Here is a 17,429-nt window from a genome sequence, read left to right as displayed (position 1 = left end):
GTCTCGATACGCTGAGACCATGGGGGACACGATCCGGCCGACGCGACGATTCGGTGCGATCGGTGCTGTCGTGGTGCTCGCGGCGATGCTGCTCACCGCCTGCAGCGGATCCGCTCTGCACGCGGATTTTCGCGCGGCGTTCGCAGGAGACGACGCCGTCGGCGGGTTCGAGCTCTCGACCGCCGACAACATGCCGTTCACGGACGGGCTGAGCGCCGAGGTGCGGGCGCGGGACGGTGCCTCCGCCGACGAGCTGCGCGCCCTGGCGGATCGACTGAGCGGATTCGCCCGTGGACATGCCGGCGATGATGTGCGGATCACGCTCGTGGCCGACGATGTGACCGTCCCGGTCTTCGCAGACGCCTCGATCAGCGCCGACACGATGGCGGGTGCGCTCGAGCTGCGGGACGACGATCGGATCGAATCCGTCACGGTCACCGGCGGCACCGGTCCGGATCAGGTCACCGGGGTGAGTCTGCACCTCACCGAGAGCGGTGCCGACGCGGCGGCCGTGGCGTTCGACCTCGCCCGCTCCGTCCCGGTGCTGCTCGAGGACGTGCCCGGCGGGTCGAGCCTTCATCTGACGATCCGCGCGGACGAGGCGGTGAAGATCGACGGTATCGCCGGTGCCTGGATCGACGACGTCGAACGCGCGTGGACCGTCGTGTCGACGGCGGTACCCGCCACCGGGTTGAGCGCAGAGCCGGGACGCGTGGAGGTGATGCTCGCTGCTGAGACGGATCTCGCCACCGCGCAGTCGCTCGCCGCGACGCTCACCGGCGAGTTGGCGGTCGTGTTCGCGAGCCCGCTCGTCGCGCTCGGCGCGGATGCATCGGGCGAGTCGGTTCGCGTCCTGCTTCAGGCGTTGGAGCCTGCGCACGTCACGGAGGTGCGCAGCGTGTGGACGGATGACCGACGCGCCGTGTTCTTCGTGGATTCCGTTCAGCGGGCTCCTGCTCTCGCCGCGGCCGTATCGTCACGCCCGGAGGCCCGCGCTTTCGAGACGCTGTCGGTGACCGTGGGCAGTCCTGACGCGCCGGTGCTCAGCGTGACGGCGGTTCCGGCGCGACTCGGCGGCGCGGTCGAGGCGGCGAGGAAGGTGTTCGCCGACGGTGATGTCGGGTCTCTGATCAGCTCACCCCGGAGCACGACGCTCGTGCTCGTGGGCGATGCCACCGACGCCGAGCTCGAAAGCCGCCTCTCCGGGCTGTCCGCTCTGGCGGAGGATGGAGCGCGCGTGTGCGCGAATCGCGCCGACGGTACCGGCGTCTGCGCCAGCGCAGCACCGTGAGCAGGACGGCCGGGCGGGATCTCCGCTCGCGGTCGGCGCCGCACAGGCGGCGACGGAAGAGCTGACTCCGTCTGCACAGAAACGGCGTGAGCGGGGTTGCCCCGTATCGCGGCAGGCTCCGCCCGGTCGGTCGCTCCTCGCGTCGTAGCGTGGCCGGATGCGAGTGAGACCGGCGAGGGCATGACTCGGTCGGATCTGCGTCTGCTGCCGGTCGCGGGGGGAGTGTGGGGGGCCGCGCTGCTCGGTGTGTTCTGGCCGCCGATGACGTGGTGGATCGCGGGCGTGTGCGGGCTCGGGGCCGTGATCGTCCTCCTCGCTGCGCGGCGGATGGAAGGACCGACCCGTGCGGGCCTCGCGATCGTGTTGCTCTCGGCGATGACGGCCGTGTCGATCTCGGTCGGTGCGGCGCTCCCGGCACGCGAGCAGGCCGTCGAGTCCGGCGGGCGGGTGGTGGAGATGTTCGCCGGTGTGACCTCGTCGGCATCGATCGGTCAGGACGGTCGGCTGTGGTTCGAGGCCCAGACCGAGACGATCGGCGTGCGGGGCCAGCCGCGGCCGATGTCGGTTCCGGTGCGGATCGGGGTGGAACCAGGCAACGGATTCGATCTCGGCGCCGTCGTGCGCGTGGTCGGCGAGGCGGAGAAGACGGATGCAGGTGAGCGCTCGGTCCTCGTCGTGTACACGAGCGAGGCGGAGATCGTCCGGCCGGCGGGCGGCGTCTTCGGGGTCGCGGCTGGTCTGCGGCAGTCGTTCATCGAGCGGGCTGCACAGCTGCCGGAACCAGGTGCCGGGCTGCTCCCAGGGCTCGCCGTGGGCGACACCCGCGCGGTGTCCACCGAGCTGAACGACGACATGCGCACGACCGGGCTCAGCCACCTCACGGCCGTCAGCGGTGCGAACTGCGCGATCGTCGTGGGCGCCGTCTTCTGGCTGTCGGCGCTGTGCGGATGCCGACGGGGTCTGCGCGTGCTGCTCGCGGCTGCGGCGCTGAGCGGCTTCGTGATCCTGGTCACCCCGGAGCCGAGCGTCATCCGCGCCGCCGTGATGGCGGGCATCGCGATGCTCACCGTGCTGATCGGTCGGCCCCGAGCCGGAGCGGGCCTGCTCGCGCTCGGCGTCACCGGCATCCTCCTCGTCGATCCGTGGCTGGCGGCGACGCCGGGATTCGCGTTGTCCGCCGCGGCATCCGCGGCCCTCATCCTTTTCGCGCCGCCGCTCGCACGGGGGCTTGCGCGCATTCTTCCCGCTCCGCTCGCCCTGGCGATCGCGGTGCCGCTTTCCGCGCAGCTCGTCTGCGGTCCGATCATCGCGCTGTTCGCGGAGCAGCAGTCGCTGATCGGTGTGGTGGCGAACCTGCTGGCCGCTCCCGCCGCGCCCGTGGCGACCGTCGTCGGCATGCTCGCCTGTCTGGCCGCGCCCGTGCCGCCGCTCGCCGATCTGCTCGCAGCCGCCGCATGGCTGCCCACGGCATGGATCGCGACCACGGCGACGACGGCTGCGCAGGTGCCGCTGGCGCAGGTCCTGCTCCCCGCCGGTATCCCCAGTGCGATCTTCGTCGCGGCCGTGAGCGCCGCCATCGGCGTCGTGCTGCTGCGGAGACCGTCCGCACTGTCCGGGCACGCGCAGTCGTGGTGGCGATGGAGCCGCAGATGCTCCGCGATCGTGCTGATCGTCGTCCCCGGCGCGGGTGCGGGTCAGGCCGCTCTCGATGGGCCTCTGGCCACCCTTCGCACCCCAGAGGGGTGGGCGATCGCCGCGTGCGACGTGGGTCAGGGCGACGCACTCGTCGTGCGGTCCGCCGGCGACATCGCGCTGATCGACACCGGGCCGGACCCCGACGTGCTCCGTTCGTGTCTGCGGTCATTGGGTGTCGAGCGGGTCGATCTCCTCGTGCTCACGCACTTCGATCTGGATCACGCGGGTGGGCTCGAGGCGGTCGAAGGACACGTCGGCGAGGTGCTTCACGGACCGACATCGGAGCAGGCGGACCAGCGGTCGCTGGACCGGCTCGCAGCCGGGGGAGCCGTCCTTCACGATGCGTCGGCCGGTCTTCACGGTGTGCTCGGTGCCGCGTCGTGGCGGGTGCTCTGGCCGCACCGAGACTCCGTTGCGTTCCCCGCGGGGAACGATGCCAGCGTCGTGGTGGAGTTCAGCGGCGGTGAGGTGCCCCGGTCGCTGTTCCTGGGAGACCTGTCTGCGGCGCCCCAGCGGATGCTGATGCGCACGGCGCAGCTCGCCGGTGGGTACGCGGTGGTCAAGGTCGCGCACCACGGGAGCGCGGATCAGGAGCCCGGTCTCTACGAGGCCGTGCATGCGACGCTCGCGATCTTCAGCGCGGGCGTCGACAATGACTACGGGCATCCGCGCGAGGAGACCCTCGCCCTGCTGGAGGCGACCGGCGCTCACCTCCTGCGCACCGACCAGCAGGGGCGCATCCTGATCGGGACGACGTCCGGCGAGCTGCAGGTGTGGACCGAGTCGCGCGTCGGCGGCCCCGGGTAGGCTGGGGGCATGGCTGCTCCGCGTACCTCATCCCGTGGCGGGGCTAAGCCCACGAAGATCCCCCAGGTCTCCTGGCGCGAGCCCCGGCCGGCGCCTCTGGTGCTGGTCTCCGGGCCCGAGGAGATCTGTGCGGAACGCGCGATCGCCGGAGTGCGCGACTACCTGCGCGCCGAAGACCCTGCGCTCGAGGTGACCGATGTCCGCGCCGACGACTACGCGCCCGGCACGCTGCTCGCGCTGACCTCGCCGTCGCTGTTCGGCGAACCGCGGCTGGTGCGCGTCTCGGGAGTCGAGCGCTGCTCCGATGCCTTCATCCAGGAGGCCGTCTCGTACCTCGAGCACCCGCAGGAGGGGGCGACCGTGGTTCTGCGCCACACCGGCGCGAGCGTTCGAGGAAAGAAGCTGCTCGACGCACTCCGTGCCGGCACGGGCGGCGGGATCGAGATCGCGTGCCCGGCCATCAAGCGCGACGGCGACAGGGTCGACTTCGCGGCGGGGGAGTTCCGCACGGCGAAGAAGCGCATCGCGCCGCCGGCACTACGAGCCCTCGTGTCGGCGTTCGCCGACGACCTCACCGAACTGGCCGCTGCGTGCCAGCAGCTCATCGGCGATGTCGAGGGCGACATCACGGAAGACATCGTCACCAAGTACTACGGCGGTCGCGTGGAGGTGTCGGCGTTCGTCGTCGCCGACACCGCGATCTCCGGCCGCTACGGCGAGGCGCTGATCGCGCTGCGGCACGCGCTGGCGTCCGGCGCCGATCCGGTGCCCATGGTCGCCGCCTTCGCGATGAAGCTGCGCACCATGGCCCGGGTCGCAGGAAACCGTGAGCCGAGCAGGCAGCTCGCCCAGCGTCTGGGCATGAAGGACTGGCAGGTCGATCGTGCGCGCCGTGACCTCGCGGGCTGGAACGAGCGATCCCTGGGGATGGCGATCCAGGCGACCGCTCGGGCCGATGGTGAGGTGAAGGGCGCTGCGCGCGATCCGATCTTCGCGCTCGAGCGCATGGTCACCGTCATCGCGACGCGGCAGCCGTTCGGCGAGGAGTAGTCGTACGCCATCGCCTGCCGGTCATCCGCCAGGCCGCGAAGAAGGCAGGACACGAAGAAGGCCCGCCCCGAAAACGGGACGGGCCTTTCTCACAGGTTCCGGCTCAGAGAGCGGCGACCTGCTTGGCGAGAGCCGACTTGCGGTTCGACGCCTGGTTCTTGTGCAGGACACCCTTGCTGACGGCCTTGTCGAGCTTGACGGACGCCTTCTTGAAGGACTTCTCGGCAGCGGCCTTGTCGCCGGCGGTGACGGCGGTGCGGGTCGTGCGGATGAGCGTCTTGAGCTCGCTCTTCACGGCCTTGTTGCGCTCGTTCGCCTTGGCGTTGGTCTTGTTGCGCTTGATCTGCGACTTGATGTTTGCCACGTGTGGACACTTTCTGTACAGGAGTGATTCGGAGTGTCGGCATCAGAAGAGGGCTGCTGCACGACGGTCGTGAGGGAAGAACCCACACGCAAGCCAAGAACCAACTCTACCAGCACTGGGTGGGATCACGCGAAACGAGGTCCGGGCGCGGCGTCGGGTCGAGGCGACGGGCCGAGCAATCTCGAAACTCAGTCGCGGGAGGAGTGGCACCGGGTGCAGAATCATCACTATCCCGACATCGACGTCAAGGAGCGCAATGAGCCCCGATCCCGTCCGCCTCGTCCTGCCTGCCGGCTTCCGCTGGTCCGCCGCGACCTCCGCCGTGCAGATCGAGGGCTCACCCCGAGCGGATGGCGGTGGACGGTCGATCTGGGATGACTTCATCGCCACGCCCGGAGCGGTGAAGGACGGCTCGACCGCAGACCCCGCGTGCGACAGCTATCGACGCCCTGATGCCGATGTGGCGCTCGCCTCCGGCCTGAGACTCGACCGCTATCGGTTCTCGATCCCGTGGGCGCGCGTGCAGCCCGACGGACGAGGGCCCGGCAACGCCGCCGCGCTCGACCACTACTCCCGCTTCGTCGACGCGCTCCTGGCAGCAGGCGTCACACCGTTCCCGACCCTGTACCACTGGGAGATGCCGAGCGTGGTCGAGGACGACGGAGGGTGGCTGAACCGTGACAGCGCCGAGCGGTTCGCCGAGTACGCATCGATCGTGGCTGAGCGACTGGGCGATCGCGTGACGCACTGGTACACGCTCAACGAGCCGGCCATGACCACGCTGCAGGGATACGCCACGGGGGCGCTCGCTCCGGGGCGGCAGCTGCTGTTCGATGCCCTGCCGACCGTGCACCATCAGCTTCTCGCGCATGCCCGCGCCGCGTCCGTCCTGCGTGCGCGCGGGGCCGCCCAGGTCGGACTCCTGAACAATCACACCTGGGTGCAGCCGCTGAATGACACCCCGGAGGACCGGGCAGCCGCCCTGACGTATGACACGATCCACAACAGCGTCTTCCGTGAGCCCCTGCTCGCCGGGTCGTATCCGGACCTCGCGGTGTTCGGCCTCCCCGACATGCCCGTGCACGACGGCGATCTCGAATCGATCGGATCGTCGATCGACTTCTACGGCATCAACTTCTACAACCCGACGACGGTCACGGCCGCTGACCCGGCGAGCCCGATCCCGTTCGACATCGTTCCCACGCCGGGGGCGGCGGTCACGGGGTTCGGTCCGGAATGGCCGATCGTGCCCGAGGCGCTCCGCGATCTGCTGATCGACCTGCACGCGCGCCACCCACGGATGCCGGCCGTGATCATCGGGGAGAACGGGGCCTCGTTCCCGGAGTCCGACCGTGCCGGACGGGTGGACGACCGGGAGCGGATCGACTACCTCTCCCGTCACATCGCAGCGGTGGCCGAGGCGATCGCGAGTGGCGTGCCCGTGGAGGAGTACACGGTGTGGTCGCTCCTGGACAACTGGGAGTGGGCCGACGGCTACACGCAGCGCTTCGGTCTGGTGCACGTGGACTTCACGACCGGGGAGCGCACTCCCAAAGCCTCGTACGACTGGTACCGCGACCTCATCGCGAGCACACGCCGCAAGAACGCACAGCCCCGCACCACGCCGACGGAGGAGAGGCGATGACGACGACGACGAAGGTCGGCGGCCGCTGGATGACGGTGTTCACGCTCGCGTGGCTGGCGATCTGGACCGTGCAGCTCACTCCCGTGCAGCTGCTGCTGCCGCTGCAGCTGGACACTCCGGAGGACGATTGGATCAGGGGAGTGGTGTCCTCGGGACTGGTGCTCGGCATCGGCGGGCTGGCGGGCATCGTGGCCGGGCCGGCGGCCGGTGCGCTGTCTGATCGGGCGGGCGTGGGACGACCGCGCCGCCGGCCGTGGGCGCTTGCCGGCGTCTGGGTCACGGCCGTGTGCCTCGTCCTCATCGGATATGCCGAAGGCCCGTGGGCGGTGGGGGGAGCATGGGTCGGGGTCTCGAACGGCGTCGCCGTGTCTTCCGCGGCGTTCACCGCTCTCATCGCCGATCAGCTCCCTTCGACGCAGCGAGGGGCGGCATCCGCGGCCGTCGGATCCAGCCAGGCGGTCGGCATCGTGCTCGGCGTCGGACTCGTGGTGCTCCTGGGACTCGGCATCCAGGCGGGCTATCTGCTGCTCGCGGGAATCATCGCGGTGGTGGGAACGGCGGCGGCGCTGCTGCTGCCGGATCCGCCTGCGACCGCGCAGATGCGGCCACCCCGCGTGGGCCGGCGCCGACTGGCATCCTTGCGCGACCGCGACTTCGCGTGGATGCTCTCCGGCCGCCTGGTCACCAACATCGGCAACGCGCTGGGGACCGCGCTGTTCCTGTTCTTCCTCCTGCACGGACTCGGGCAACCGAACGCGGCGGCGCAGGACAACCTCCTGCTGCTGATCGTGGTCTACACGGTGTTCGTGGTGCTGGCCTCGGTGCTCACCGGGATCATCTCCGATCGCACCGGCAACCGGCGGCGCCTGACCGTCGCGGCCACAGTGGTGCAGGCCGCCTCGGGCGTGGCGATCGCCCTGCTGCCCACGTTCGAGATGACGATGGTCGCGGCCGCGCTGATGGGACTCGGCTACGGCGCCTTCTCGACCGTCGGACTCGCCTTCGCTGCCGATCTCCTTCCGGACGAGCAGGATCACGCGCGGGATCTCGGCATCGTGAACGTCACGGCGGCGCTCGGCCAGCTCATCGGTCCGGTGCTGGGCGCGGGGCTCGTCGCGCTCGTCGGCGGGTTCTGGCTGGTCTTCGTCGCCGCGGCGGTGCTCTCGATCGTCGGGGGAGTGCTCACCGCTTTCGCGCGGCAGCCCGTCCGGTCATGACCCCGACTGCGTCTCCACCGTCGCGATCGCGAGCTGCAGCACGGCGTTGAACACCCGAGGGCGCATGGCCGTCACCAGGTGCGTCGTGCGCGGCACGATGATCAGCTCGGCATGCGGTGCGAGCCGCCGGAAGAGGTTCTCGTTGACGCGAAGCTGGTCGTACTGTCCGTTCACGAACCAGAGCGGGATGCGGATGCGTTCGAGCGCGGACGCGATGTCGAGGTCGGCGAGACTCTGCAGCGCGCGATCCTGCGTGTCGAGCGCGTAGCCGCCGGCAGCGAAGTCGGCGCGTGTCTCGAGCGGGATCGTCGCGTCGAGGATGCGCTCGGTGAGCCAGAGCCCGCGGTCCGGGAGCCGGTCCACTGCTCTCGCGACGATCCGGTAGGCCGACAGGCTGGTTCCGCGGGGGAGTGCGGTGCAGGACGCGGCGATCAGCGCGGTGACGGGCGGTTCCGCACCGCCACCGACGTAGGCCAGACAGAGCAGCCCGCCCATGGAGTGTCCCACCAGGAGCACGGGACCGCGCTCGGCGGCAGCACGCACCGCGGCATCGATCGTGTGGAGTGCCTCATGCAGGGTGAAGTCCTCGTCCATCCGCGTGCCGTGCCCTGGCAGATCCACCGCGGTGCAGGCGTAGCCGTTCTCCTCCAGATACGCGACCTGGGACCGCCACATGGTGGCGGACGTGCGGATGCCGTGCACGAGGACGATCTGGACGTTCACGTGATCAGCCTAGAACGTCCGGTCGCGCTCGGCGCGGGCGCCCGTCCGGGCCGTCGTGCCGGTCAGCCCAGCAGGTTCGCGGAGAGGATGCCGAGCGCCACCGCGATGCAGAAGGCGAGGACGGGAGTCCACGCGAATGTCGTGGCGGATTCCGTGCGGGGGTGCTCAGGCGGCCCGAGCTCCTCGCGCGCCTGCTCGATCGCCTCGACCACGCCCACGAAACGGCGCCCGGCCGGCAGCGGTGATCCGTCGGTTTCCTGATCCCGGCGCGGATGCACCGTGGGGGAGCCCCACGCCCGGACCGTCGCGCCGTGCATCCGAGTGACGATCAGTTGATAGCGCACCTGGAGGCCGGTGATCTCACCCCACGGCAGCGTATGCGTGCGCAGCACGTTCACGATCGTCAGACCCTCCGGCGAGACGACAAGGCAGGGACGGATCAGGAGTGCCCAGCACAGGATCAGGAGGGCAGCCATCCAGGGCGCGGCGAGGAGGATCGTGGACCATTCTGCGCGGATCCCCGCATCAGCGAGCATGAAGACGAACAGTGCGGCCAATGCGCCGCTGATCCACCACCCGGACGCACCGCGCATCACGACCTGGGCGTCTGCACGTCCTGCCCCTCGGCCTCGCTGACTCACGCCGGCTGCAGGATGTCCCGCTCCGCCCAGTGGCACGACACATCGCGTCCTTCCACCGTGCGCAGCTCGGGGGCCCTGGTCTCGCATTCGTTCTGCTGCTCGGGCGGGAGAATCGCATACAGGGGGCACCGCTTGCGGAACGCGCATCCGGTGATCGACTCGGTCGGCGACGGGAGATCGCCTGAGAGCAGGATGCGTTCGCGTGCGCGTTCGATCTGCGGGTTCGGGATCGGCACAGCGGACAGCAACGCGCGCGTGTACGGATGACGCGGGTTGCTGAAGATCGCGTCGGAGTCGCCGTACTCGATGATGCGTCCGAGATACATCACCGCCACGTCGTCGGCGATGTGGCGCACCACCGCGAGGTCGTGCGCGACGAACAGGTAGGAGAGGCCGAGTTGCTGCTTGAGGTCTTCCAGCAGGTTGATGACACCGGCCTGCACCGAGACGTCGAGCGCGGACACAGGCTCGTCGAGCACGAGGATCTTCGGCTCGACCACGAGCGCACGGGCGATGCCGATGCGCTGACGCTGGCCACCGGAGAACTCGTGAGGATACCGTCGGGCGTAGCTCGGCTCGAGACCGACGAGCTCGAGCATCCGTCGCACTCGCCGCGAGATCTCCTTCGCCGGGACATCGTGCACCGTGAGCGGCTCGCCGATGAGCTCCTCGACCGTCATGCGCGGGTCGAGCGATGCGGCGGGGTCCTGGAACACGATCTGGATGTCGGTCCGCAGAGCGCGGCGCTCGGACGGCGACAACGTGGCGGTGTCGACGCCGTTGACGGCGATCCGCCCGGCCTGAGGCTTGGCGAGTTCCATGACCTCCATGACGGTGGTCGACTTGCCGCAGCCGGACTCGCCGACCAGACCCAGAGTCTTGCCGCCCTTCAACTCGAAGCTGACGCCGTCGACCGCGCGGACGGTGCCGATGCGACGGCGGAACACGGTGCCCTTGGTGAGGGGGAAATGACGCTTCACGCCTTCCACCTCCAGCACCGTGCCGCGAGTCTCGACCTCACGCACGATCTCTTCGACCGGAGCAGGCGGGGAGAAGACCTCGTCGCGCGGGAGTCGGCCGTCGACGATCTCGGTCGAACGGATGCACGCGGCCGCCTGCATCGGGGCGACGGGCACGAGGTCGGGTTCGATGTCGCGGCACGCCGAGATCACCGCGGGGCAGCGATCGGCGAACGGACACCCCGTCGGGATCTCGGTGAGCAGCGGGGGGCGACCCTCGAGCGGCACGAGTCGCGCAGAGCGGCTGTCGACCATGTTCGGCATCGAGCGCAGCAGCCCGATCGTGTACGGCATCGTCGGACGCTCGAACAGCTCGTCGACCGGCGCGGTCTCCACGATGCGGCCCGCGTACATCACGGCGACACGGTCGGCGTTGCCGGCGACGACGCCGAGGTCGTGCGTGATGAGCACCACGGCTGCGCCCGTGATGTCCTTCGCCGTCTGGAGCACATCCAGGATCTGCGCCTGGATCGTGACGTCGAGCGCGGTCGTCGGTTCGTCGGCGATGATCAGCTTGGGGTTGTTCGCGATCGCGATCGCGATCATCGCGCGCTGGCGCATTCCGCCCGAGAACTCGTGGGGGAAGGACTTCACGCGACGGCGGGGCTCAGGAATCCCGACGACGTCGAGCAACTCGATCGCCCGGGCCTCCAGCGCCTGCGTGCTGAGACCGGGCTGGTGCAGCTTCAGACCCTCGATGATCTGCTGACCGATCGTGTACACCGGGGTCAGCGCGGACAGCGGGTCCTGGAACACCATCGCGATGTCCGAGCCGCGCATCTTGGAGAGCTGCCGGTCGGTGGAGCCGAGGAGCTCCTTGCCGTCGTAGGTGATGGAACCGGTGACGTTCGCGGTGCTGGGCAGCAGGCCCATGACGGCCATCGACGACACCGACTTGCCGGAGCCGGACTCGCCCACGATCGCGAGGAACTCGCCGCGGTTCACCTCGTAGCTGACACCGCGCACGGCGTGGACGGTGCGTGCCTTCGTCTCGAAGGTGACGTTGAGGTCGCGGACGCGGAGCAGGGGTTCAGGCACGGTTGTTCTCCGATGTCGGGTCGACGGCGTCACGCAATGCATCTCCGAGCAGACTCGATGCGAGCACGGTGGCGACGAGGAGGATCGCCGGGGGGATGAAGAGCCAGGGGCGGGTGGTCGCTGCGGCGCTACCCGCGGCGAGCAGGGTGCCCAGCGACACGTCCGGCGGCTGGATGCCGAATCCGAAATAGCTGAGGGTCGTCTCGGCCAGGATCGCGGCGCCCACACCCAGGGTCGCATCGATGATGAGCAGCGAGGCGACGTTGGGGAGGATGTGGCGGCGGATGATCGTGAAACCGCCGACCCCCATGAAACGCGCGGCCTTGACGTAGTCGCGCTCGCGCAGCGACATGGTTTGTCCGCGGATGACGCGGGCGAGCACCATCCAGCCGAAGAGTGGCAGGAAGACGACGAGGGCCACCCAGGCGAGGTCCTTGAACAGCGGGCTCAGCAGCACCAGGATGTAGAAGCTCGGGAGGACGAGCAGCAGATCGATGATCCAGACGATCACGCGGTCCCAGACGCCGCCGACGTAGCCGGCGATCGCTCCGACCAGACCGGCGATGATCGCCGTGAGCGGTCCGACGATCAGACCGATCAGCAGGGACTTCTGCAGCCCTGCCATCGATTGGGCGAAGACGTCCTGGCCGATCGTGTCGGTGCCGAACCAATGATCGAGGCTCGGGCCCTTGTTGAAGGCGAGGTAGTCCTGGTCGGTCGACGACCAGGGATACAGCAACGGGCCGACGTAGGCCAGCAGGAAGATCAGCACCAGTGCGATGGCGCCGATCCACGCGCGCTTCGCGGAGAAGGTGCGCAGGAGGATCAGCCGCCAGCGCGGGATGGAGGGAGCGTTGTCGGTCTCGGGTTCGAGCACCGGCGCATCCAGCTGTGTGGGATCGAGGGTCATCTCACATCCTCACTCGGGGGTCGAGGGCCGCGTAGAGGACGTCGGCCAGTGTGCCCGCGATGAGCACCAGGATCGCGGCGAACAGGATCGATCCCGTCGCCGCGTTGATGTCGTTGTTGAAGACGGAGTCGATCAGGTACTCACCCATTCCGTGCCAGCTGAAGATCTTCTCCGTCACTGCGGCGCCGGCCAGGATCGTGCCGAAGGAGTAGGCGAAGAACGTCGACATCGGGATCAGCGCCACGCGCACGCCGTGGCGCATGATCGCCGACCCGCGGGTGCGTCCCTTCGCGCGTGCGGTGCGGATGAAGTCGGAGGAGAGCACGTCGAGCATCGCGCTGCGCTGGTAGCGGGAATACGAAGCTGCCGCGGTGACGGTCAACGCGATCGTCGGCAACAGCAAGTGCGTCAATCGGTCGCGTATCACCGGCCAGAATCCGGTGACGCCCACGCTGTATTCGCCCGTGAAGTTGATGAGCTGCTGTCCGGCGGCGTTGTTGAGCCAGGTCGCGCCGATCATGAGCACGACCGCGATCACGAAGATGGGGGTCGCCAGCACCGTGAACGAGGCGTAGGTGATGATCTGATCGCTCGCACGGTATTGCCGGATCGCGCCCCAGACGCCCAGCAGGATGCCGAAGATCGCTCCGAGGATGGAGCCGATGATCAGCAGCCGCAGGCTGGTTCCCGCGCGGTCGAAGATGTCGGCGGTCACCTGCGTTCCGCGGGCGGAGATTCCGAGAGATCCGGTGGTGACGAACTGCACGAGCCAGTCCATCGTGCGCTGGAGCAGCGAGACGTCGGGGTTCGCGCCGATCTTGTCGAGCGCGGCGTCGATGGACGACTGCGGGACCGGGGGATTCTTGCCCATGAATCGCGCCGCCGGCTGAAGCGTGGTCGAGACGAGGGCGTATCCGGCCAGCGTGGCGATGACGGTGAGGATGAGATAGTTCACCAATCGCTTGGCGATGAATCCGATCATGGAGCTCCTTCGGCGCGGGATCGCCGCGCACCTGAGGTCTGTTGCGGCTTGGCTACTTTAGGCGTGGCCTCGTCGTCTGTCCAAAACACCGGCATATCTTCACTGATTGCGATGAATGGACCCGCAGTTCTTGCGTCTCATGTTGTCATGTGTGTGGGAATCGGACGTGCGTGACACCGTTTCAACGACAACTAGGTAACGATCCGGACAACACGCACCTGGCGCGCGGGCTTCCGGGGTGATCATCGATCATGTTGCTCCGCGACTGGGCGCTTCGAGCGCTGAGGTCCGCGGACGAGTCCTGTGCACTCTGCACATAACGACAGAAGGGGGAGATCGATGAAGTCGAGCTCCAAGAAGTGGGCGGCTCTCGCCGGGCTGGCCAGCGTCGCGCTGGCCATCTCTGCATGCGCGCCCGGAAACACGGGCGGAGACAAGGGCGACGGCGGTTCCTCGCCGTCGGCGCTGCCCGCGACGGGGTGGGTGGCCGCAGACCGCGACGCGATCGCAGACGGCGGCACGCTGAACCTGCCGCTCGATGAGACGCCGGCCAACTGGAACCTGTACAACCTCGATTCCGGCACGGTTGATGACAACACCATCTCGAGCCTGTTCCTCCCCGGATTCGTCGTCGTGAAGGAAGACGGCAGCTGGGAGGCCGACAAGAACTTCGCGACGTCGGTCGAGCTGAAGAGCGAGGACCCGCAGGTCGTCGAGGTCAAGATCAACCCCGACGCCGTGTGGTCGGACGGCACCCCGATCGGCTACCAGGACATCCAGGGGATGTTCAACGCCCTCAACGGCAAGGTGGAGGCCTACGCGCCGACGTCGACCAACGTGTGGTCCGACATCGAGTCGGTCGAGGCCGGCGAGAACGACCAGGACGTGCTCATCACGTTCGCGAACAAGAACGCGGACTGGCCGTCGATCCTCGGCGGCATCTACCCGCGCTGGCTCACCGCGAGCCCGGAGAGCTTCAACACGGCATGGGCCAACGGACCGTTCGCTCCTGATGGCTCGACCTTCGTCTCGGGCAACGCCTTCGTCGTGAGCAAGTTCGACGCGACCGGCAAGACCATCACGTTCGAGCCGAACCCGCAGTGGTGGGGCGACAAGCCGAAGCTCGACACGATCAACTTCAAGGCCACGGACCGCTCGACGGTCGGCAACGCGTTCGCCAACAAGGAGTTCGACGCGATCCCGATCAACTCGAGCGTCGACACGCTGGAGTCCGCCAAGGCACGCTCCGACTCCGAGATCCTGAGCTCGAAGGGCGTGACGTACAGCCACGTCACGCTCAACGGAACCGCCGGCGTCTTCCAGGACGTCGAGGTGCGTCAGGCGTTCGCGAAGTCGCTCGACCGCAAGATCATGGCGCAGGCCGTCATCGAGCCGCTCGGCGTCGAGCCCGAGGTTCTGAACAACCTCATCTTCCTCAACGGCCAGAACGGCTACGAGGACGACAGCGCCGACATCGCCTTCGATGTCGACGCGGCGAAGAAGCAGCTCGAGGACGCCGGATGGGTCGAGGGCGACAAGGGAATCCGCGAGAAGGACGGCACCAAGCTGACCGTTCGCCTCGTCATCCCGTCGGAGACCCCGAACTCGGCTCTGCTCTCGCAGCAGATCCAGCCGATGGCCGCGAAGGCGGGCTTCGAGGTCAAGATCGACACGGTTCCCTCTGCGGACTTCTTCACGAAGTACATCACCACGGAGACCCGTGACTTCGAGGCCACGATCTTCGCCTGGCAGGGTACGCCCTACCCGATCTCGTCGACGGAGTCGATCTTCAACCCCGCCGACTCGGGACAGAACTTCCCGGGCGTCGCTGACGAGCGACTCGATGGACTCTGGGCCAAGGCCAACGCCGAGCTGGACCCCGACGCTCGTCTCGACATCGCCAAGGAGATCGACAAGATCATCATGAGCGAGGCCGTCACGATCCCGCTGGCGGCGCGTCCGAACCAGTACGCGGTCGCCAAGGGTCTCGTGAACTACGGTCCCTCGCAGTTCGAGTCGGTCACCGGCACGAACCACTGGGAGAACGTGGGCTGGGCCAAGTAAGCCCCGCGCACCCCGGAATGGGCGGTCCCGAAAGGGGCCGCCCATTCTGCGTGCCTGCGGCTCGTGCCCGCGGAATCTGGAATCCTCGCCCCTCACCGTAGAATCGACGGGACATGTCACCACGCGCCCTCACTCCACTTCAGCCTGCCGCGACGCCTTCGGCGCAGATCCGCAACTTCTGCATCATCGCGCACATCGATCACGGCAAGTCGACCCTCGCCGACCGCATGCTCCAGATCACCGGCGCCGTCGCTGACCGTGACATGCGCGCCCAGTACCTCGACCGGATGGACATCGAGCGCGAGCGCGGCATCACGATCAAGAGCCAGGCCGTACGCATGCCGTGGGCCCTTCGACAGGCTCAGGGACCGAACGATGTGTTCGCGCTCAACATGATCGACACCCCGGGCCACGTCGACTTCACCTACGAGGTGTCCCGTTCCCTCGCAGCGTGCGAGGGCGCGATCCTGCTCGTCGACGCGGCTCAGGGCATCGAGGCGCAGACGCTCGCGAACCTCTATCTGGCTCTTGAGAACGATCTGCACATCATCCCGGTGCTGAACAAGATCGACCTCCCGGCTGCCGACCCCGAGAAGTACGCCAAGGAACTGGCCTCGCTGATCGGCGGCAAGCCAGAGGACGTGCTCCGCGTCTCCGGCAAGACGGGCGTGGGCGTCGAGGAGTTGCTCGACCGCCTCGTGGAGGAGATCCCGGCCCCGAAGGGCGACGCGGAGGCTCCGGCGCGCGCCATGATCTTCGATTCCGTCTACGACGCCTATCGCGGGGTCGTCACCTACGTGCGCATGATCGACGGCAGCCTCTCGCCCCGCGAGCGGATCCAGATGATGTCGACGGGCGCGACCCATGAACTCCTCGAGATCGGTGTGTCCAGCCCGGAGCCGATTCCCTCGAAGGGACTCGGCGTCGGTGAGGTGGGCTACCTCATCACCGGCGTGAAGGACGTGCGTCTGTCGAAGGTGGGCGACACGGTAACGACGGCGCGCAAACCGGCGACCGATGCGCTCCCCGGCTACACCGATCCCAAGCCCATGGTGTTCTCCGGTCTGTACCCGATCGACGGCAGCGACTATGCGGAGCTGCGCGAGGCGCTCGACAAGCTCAAGCTGTCGGATGCGTCGCTCGTGTATGAGCCCGAGACGTCCGTGGCGCTCGGGTTCGGGTTCCGCTGCGGATTCCTGGGTCTGCTCCACCTCGAGATCATCACCGAGCGCCTCGCGCGCGAGTTCGGTCTCGACCTGATCACGACCGCTCCCAGCGTGATCTACGAGGTGCTCACCTCGGACACCGGCGAGACCGTCACCGTCACGAACCCCAGCGAATACCCGGACGGCCGCATCGGCTCGGTCTCGGAGCCGATGGTGAAGGCCGCCATCCTGCTCCCCAAGGACTACGTCGGCACGGTCATGGAACTGTGCCAGTCGCGTCGTGGCACGCTGCTGGGCATGGAGTACTTCTCCGAGGAGCGCGTGGAACTGCGCTACAACATCCCTCTCGGTGAGATCGTCTTCGACTTCTTCGATCAGCTGAAGTCGAAGACCCAGGGTTACGCCTCGCTCGACTACGAGCCCTCCGGCCAGCAGGAGGCGGACCTGGTGAAGGTCGACATCCTGCTCCAGGGCGAGAAGGTCGATGCATTCAGCTCGATCGTGCACCGGGACAAGGCCTACAGCTACGGCACGATGATGGCGGAGCGGCTGCGCAAGCTGATTCCCCGCCAGCAGTTCGAGGTGCCCATCCAGGCGGCGATCGGTGCGCGCATCATCGCCCGCGAGACGATCCGCGCGATCCGCAAGGACGTGCTGGCCAAGTGCTACGGCGGTGACATCACCCGCAAGCGCAAGCTCCTCGAGAAGCAGAAGGAGGGCAAGAAGCGCATGAAGATGGTGGGTCGCGTCGAGGTGCCCCAGGAGGCGTTCATCGCGGCGCTCTCCGGTGACGTCGACGGCAAGGACAAGAAGTAGG

At 68.2% G+C, this 17,429-nt stretch carries 13 protein-coding genes; 7 read left to right on the top strand and 6 right to left on the bottom strand.

Annotated elements, in window-relative coordinates:
- Positions 1–19: 19 nt before the first annotated feature.
- The 3 genes from ACIOVG_RS13365 to holA all read left to right on the top strand — a co-directional run bounded on the left by ACIOVG_RS13365 (position 20) and on the right by holA (position 4,843).
- Entirely contained in the window at positions 20–1,291 is a 1,272-nt protein-coding gene (locus ACIOVG_RS13365) for a hypothetical protein (RefSeq protein WP_400874171.1), read from the top strand.
- 180 nt (positions 1,292–1,471) lie between these two features.
- Complete coding sequence (locus tag ACIOVG_RS13360) at positions 1,472–3,793, top strand: ComEC/Rec2 family competence protein (RefSeq protein ID WP_400874169.1); 2,322 nt, start codon at positions 1,472–1,474, stop codon at positions 3,791–3,793.
- A 9-nt stretch (positions 3,794–3,802) separates the two neighbouring features.
- Positions 3,803–4,843: a DNA polymerase III subunit delta gene (gene holA / locus ACIOVG_RS13355; protein ID WP_400874166.1), complete on the top strand. Its 1,041-nt coding sequence runs from the start codon at positions 3,803–3,805 to the stop codon at positions 4,841–4,843.
- A 103-nt stretch (positions 4,844–4,946) separates the two neighbouring features.
- Here holA and rpsT read toward each other — a convergent pair whose 3' ends face one another.
- Positions 4,947–5,207, bottom strand: a complete 261-nt coding sequence (gene rpsT / locus ACIOVG_RS13350) for a 30S ribosomal protein S20 (RefSeq protein WP_400874164.1) — start codon at positions 5,205–5,207, stop codon at positions 4,947–4,949.
- A gap of 256 nt (positions 5,208–5,463) precedes the next feature.
- On the opposite strand from rpsT, the gene ACIOVG_RS13345 reads away from it, so the two are divergent.
- The gene (locus ACIOVG_RS13345; protein WP_400874162.1) at positions 5,464–6,852 is read left to right on the top strand and encodes a GH1 family beta-glucosidase; all 1,389 of its coding nucleotides are present in this window, start codon (positions 5,464–5,466) and stop codon (positions 6,850–6,852) included.
- A complete protein-coding gene (locus ACIOVG_RS13340; protein WP_400874161.1) occupies positions 6,849–8,069 on the top strand; it encodes an MFS transporter in 1,221 nt (406 codons plus the stop codon). Before ACIOVG_RS13345 ends, ACIOVG_RS13340 begins: the two co-directional genes overlap by 4 nt.
- Here ACIOVG_RS13340 and ACIOVG_RS13335 read toward each other — a convergent pair.
- The 5 genes from ACIOVG_RS13335 to ACIOVG_RS13315 all read right to left on the bottom strand — a co-directional run bounded on the left by ACIOVG_RS13335 (position 8,064) and on the right by ACIOVG_RS13315 (position 13,382).
- Positions 8,064–8,792 (bottom strand): alpha/beta fold hydrolase, encoded by a 729-nt coding sequence (locus tag ACIOVG_RS13335; protein WP_400874158.1) that lies wholly within the window; start codon positions 8,790–8,792, stop codon positions 8,064–8,066. The genes ACIOVG_RS13340 and ACIOVG_RS13335 overlap by 6 nt on opposite strands.
- Before the next feature lie 62 nt (positions 8,793–8,854).
- Entirely contained in the window at positions 8,855–9,433 is a 579-nt protein-coding gene (locus ACIOVG_RS13330) for a PH domain-containing protein (RefSeq protein WP_400874155.1), read from the bottom strand.
- Positions 9,430–11,532 (bottom strand): dipeptide ABC transporter ATP-binding protein, encoded by a 2,103-nt coding sequence (locus ACIOVG_RS13325; protein WP_400874152.1) that lies wholly within the window; start codon positions 11,530–11,532, stop codon positions 9,430–9,432. Before ACIOVG_RS13325 ends, ACIOVG_RS13330 begins: the two co-directional genes overlap by 4 nt.
- On the bottom strand, positions 11,483–12,400 hold the full coding sequence (locus ACIOVG_RS13320; protein ID WP_400874149.1) for an ABC transporter permease: 918 nt from the start codon (positions 12,398–12,400) through the stop codon (positions 11,483–11,485). The genes ACIOVG_RS13325 and ACIOVG_RS13320 overlap by 50 nt, the downstream gene beginning before the upstream one ends.
- A gap of 1 nt (position 12,401) precedes the next feature.
- Entirely contained in the window at positions 12,402–13,382 is a 981-nt protein-coding gene (locus tag ACIOVG_RS13315; RefSeq protein ID WP_400874146.1) for an ABC transporter permease, read from the bottom strand.
- 339 nt (positions 13,383–13,721) lie between these two features.
- On the opposite strand from ACIOVG_RS13315, the gene ACIOVG_RS13310 reads away from it, so the two are divergent.
- Both ACIOVG_RS13310 and lepA read left to right on the top strand, forming a co-directional pair.
- Positions 13,722–15,446 carry an ABC transporter family substrate-binding protein gene (locus ACIOVG_RS13310; protein WP_400874143.1) on the top strand — a complete coding sequence of 575 codons (1,725 nt, stop codon included), beginning with the start codon at positions 13,722–13,724 and terminating at the stop codon, positions 15,444–15,446.
- Positions 15,447–15,559: 113 nt separating this feature from the next.
- Complete coding sequence (lepA, locus tag ACIOVG_RS13305; protein ID WP_400874140.1) at positions 15,560–17,428, top strand: translation elongation factor 4; 1,869 nt, start codon at positions 15,560–15,562, stop codon at positions 17,426–17,428.
- Position 17,429 lies beyond the last annotated feature (1 nt).

Source organism: Microbacterium sp. NPDC087591 (assembly GCF_044743625.1).
In the GTDB taxonomy this organism is placed as follows: Bacteria; Actinomycetota; Actinomycetes; order Actinomycetales; family Microbacteriaceae; genus Microbacterium.
This window is presented reverse-complemented; position numbering and strand designations above follow the sequence as displayed.

What these genes read in the sequence shown, in the direction of transcription:
- ACIOVG_RS13345 (WP_400874162.1), top strand. Translation starts at nt 5,464, where the DNA reads ATGAGCCCCGATCCCGTCCGCCTCGTCCTGCCTGCCGGCTTCCGCTGG.
- ACIOVG_RS13360 (WP_400874169.1), top strand. Translation starts at nt 1,472, where the DNA reads ATGACTCGGTCGGATCTGCGTCTGCTGCCGGTCGCGGGGGGAGTGTGG.
- ACIOVG_RS13325 (WP_400874152.1), bottom strand. Translation starts at nt 11,532, where the DNA reads ATGCATTGCGTGACGCCGTCGACCCGACATCGGAGAACAACCGTGCCT.
- ACIOVG_RS13340 (WP_400874161.1), top strand. Translation starts at nt 6,849, where the DNA reads ATGACGACGACGACGAAGGTCGGCGGCCGCTGGATGACGGTGTTCACG.
- ACIOVG_RS13315 (WP_400874146.1), bottom strand. Translation starts at nt 13,382, where the DNA reads ATGATCGGATTCATCGCCAAGCGATTGGTGAACTATCTCATCCTCACC.
- lepA (WP_400874140.1), top strand. Translation starts at nt 15,560, where the DNA reads ATGTCACCACGCGCCCTCACTCCACTTCAGCCTGCCGCGACGCCTTCG.
- ACIOVG_RS13320 (WP_400874149.1), bottom strand. Translation starts at nt 12,400, where the DNA reads ATGACCCTCGATCCCACACAGCTGGATGCGCCGGTGCTCGAACCCGAG.
- ACIOVG_RS13310 (WP_400874143.1), top strand. Translation starts at nt 13,722, where the DNA reads ATGAAGTCGAGCTCCAAGAAGTGGGCGGCTCTCGCCGGGCTGGCCAGC.
- holA (WP_400874166.1), top strand. Translation starts at nt 3,803, where the DNA reads ATGGCTGCTCCGCGTACCTCATCCCGTGGCGGGGCTAAGCCCACGAAG.
- ACIOVG_RS13365 (WP_400874171.1), top strand. Translation starts at nt 20, where the DNA reads ATGGGGGACACGATCCGGCCGACGCGACGATTCGGTGCGATCGGTGCT.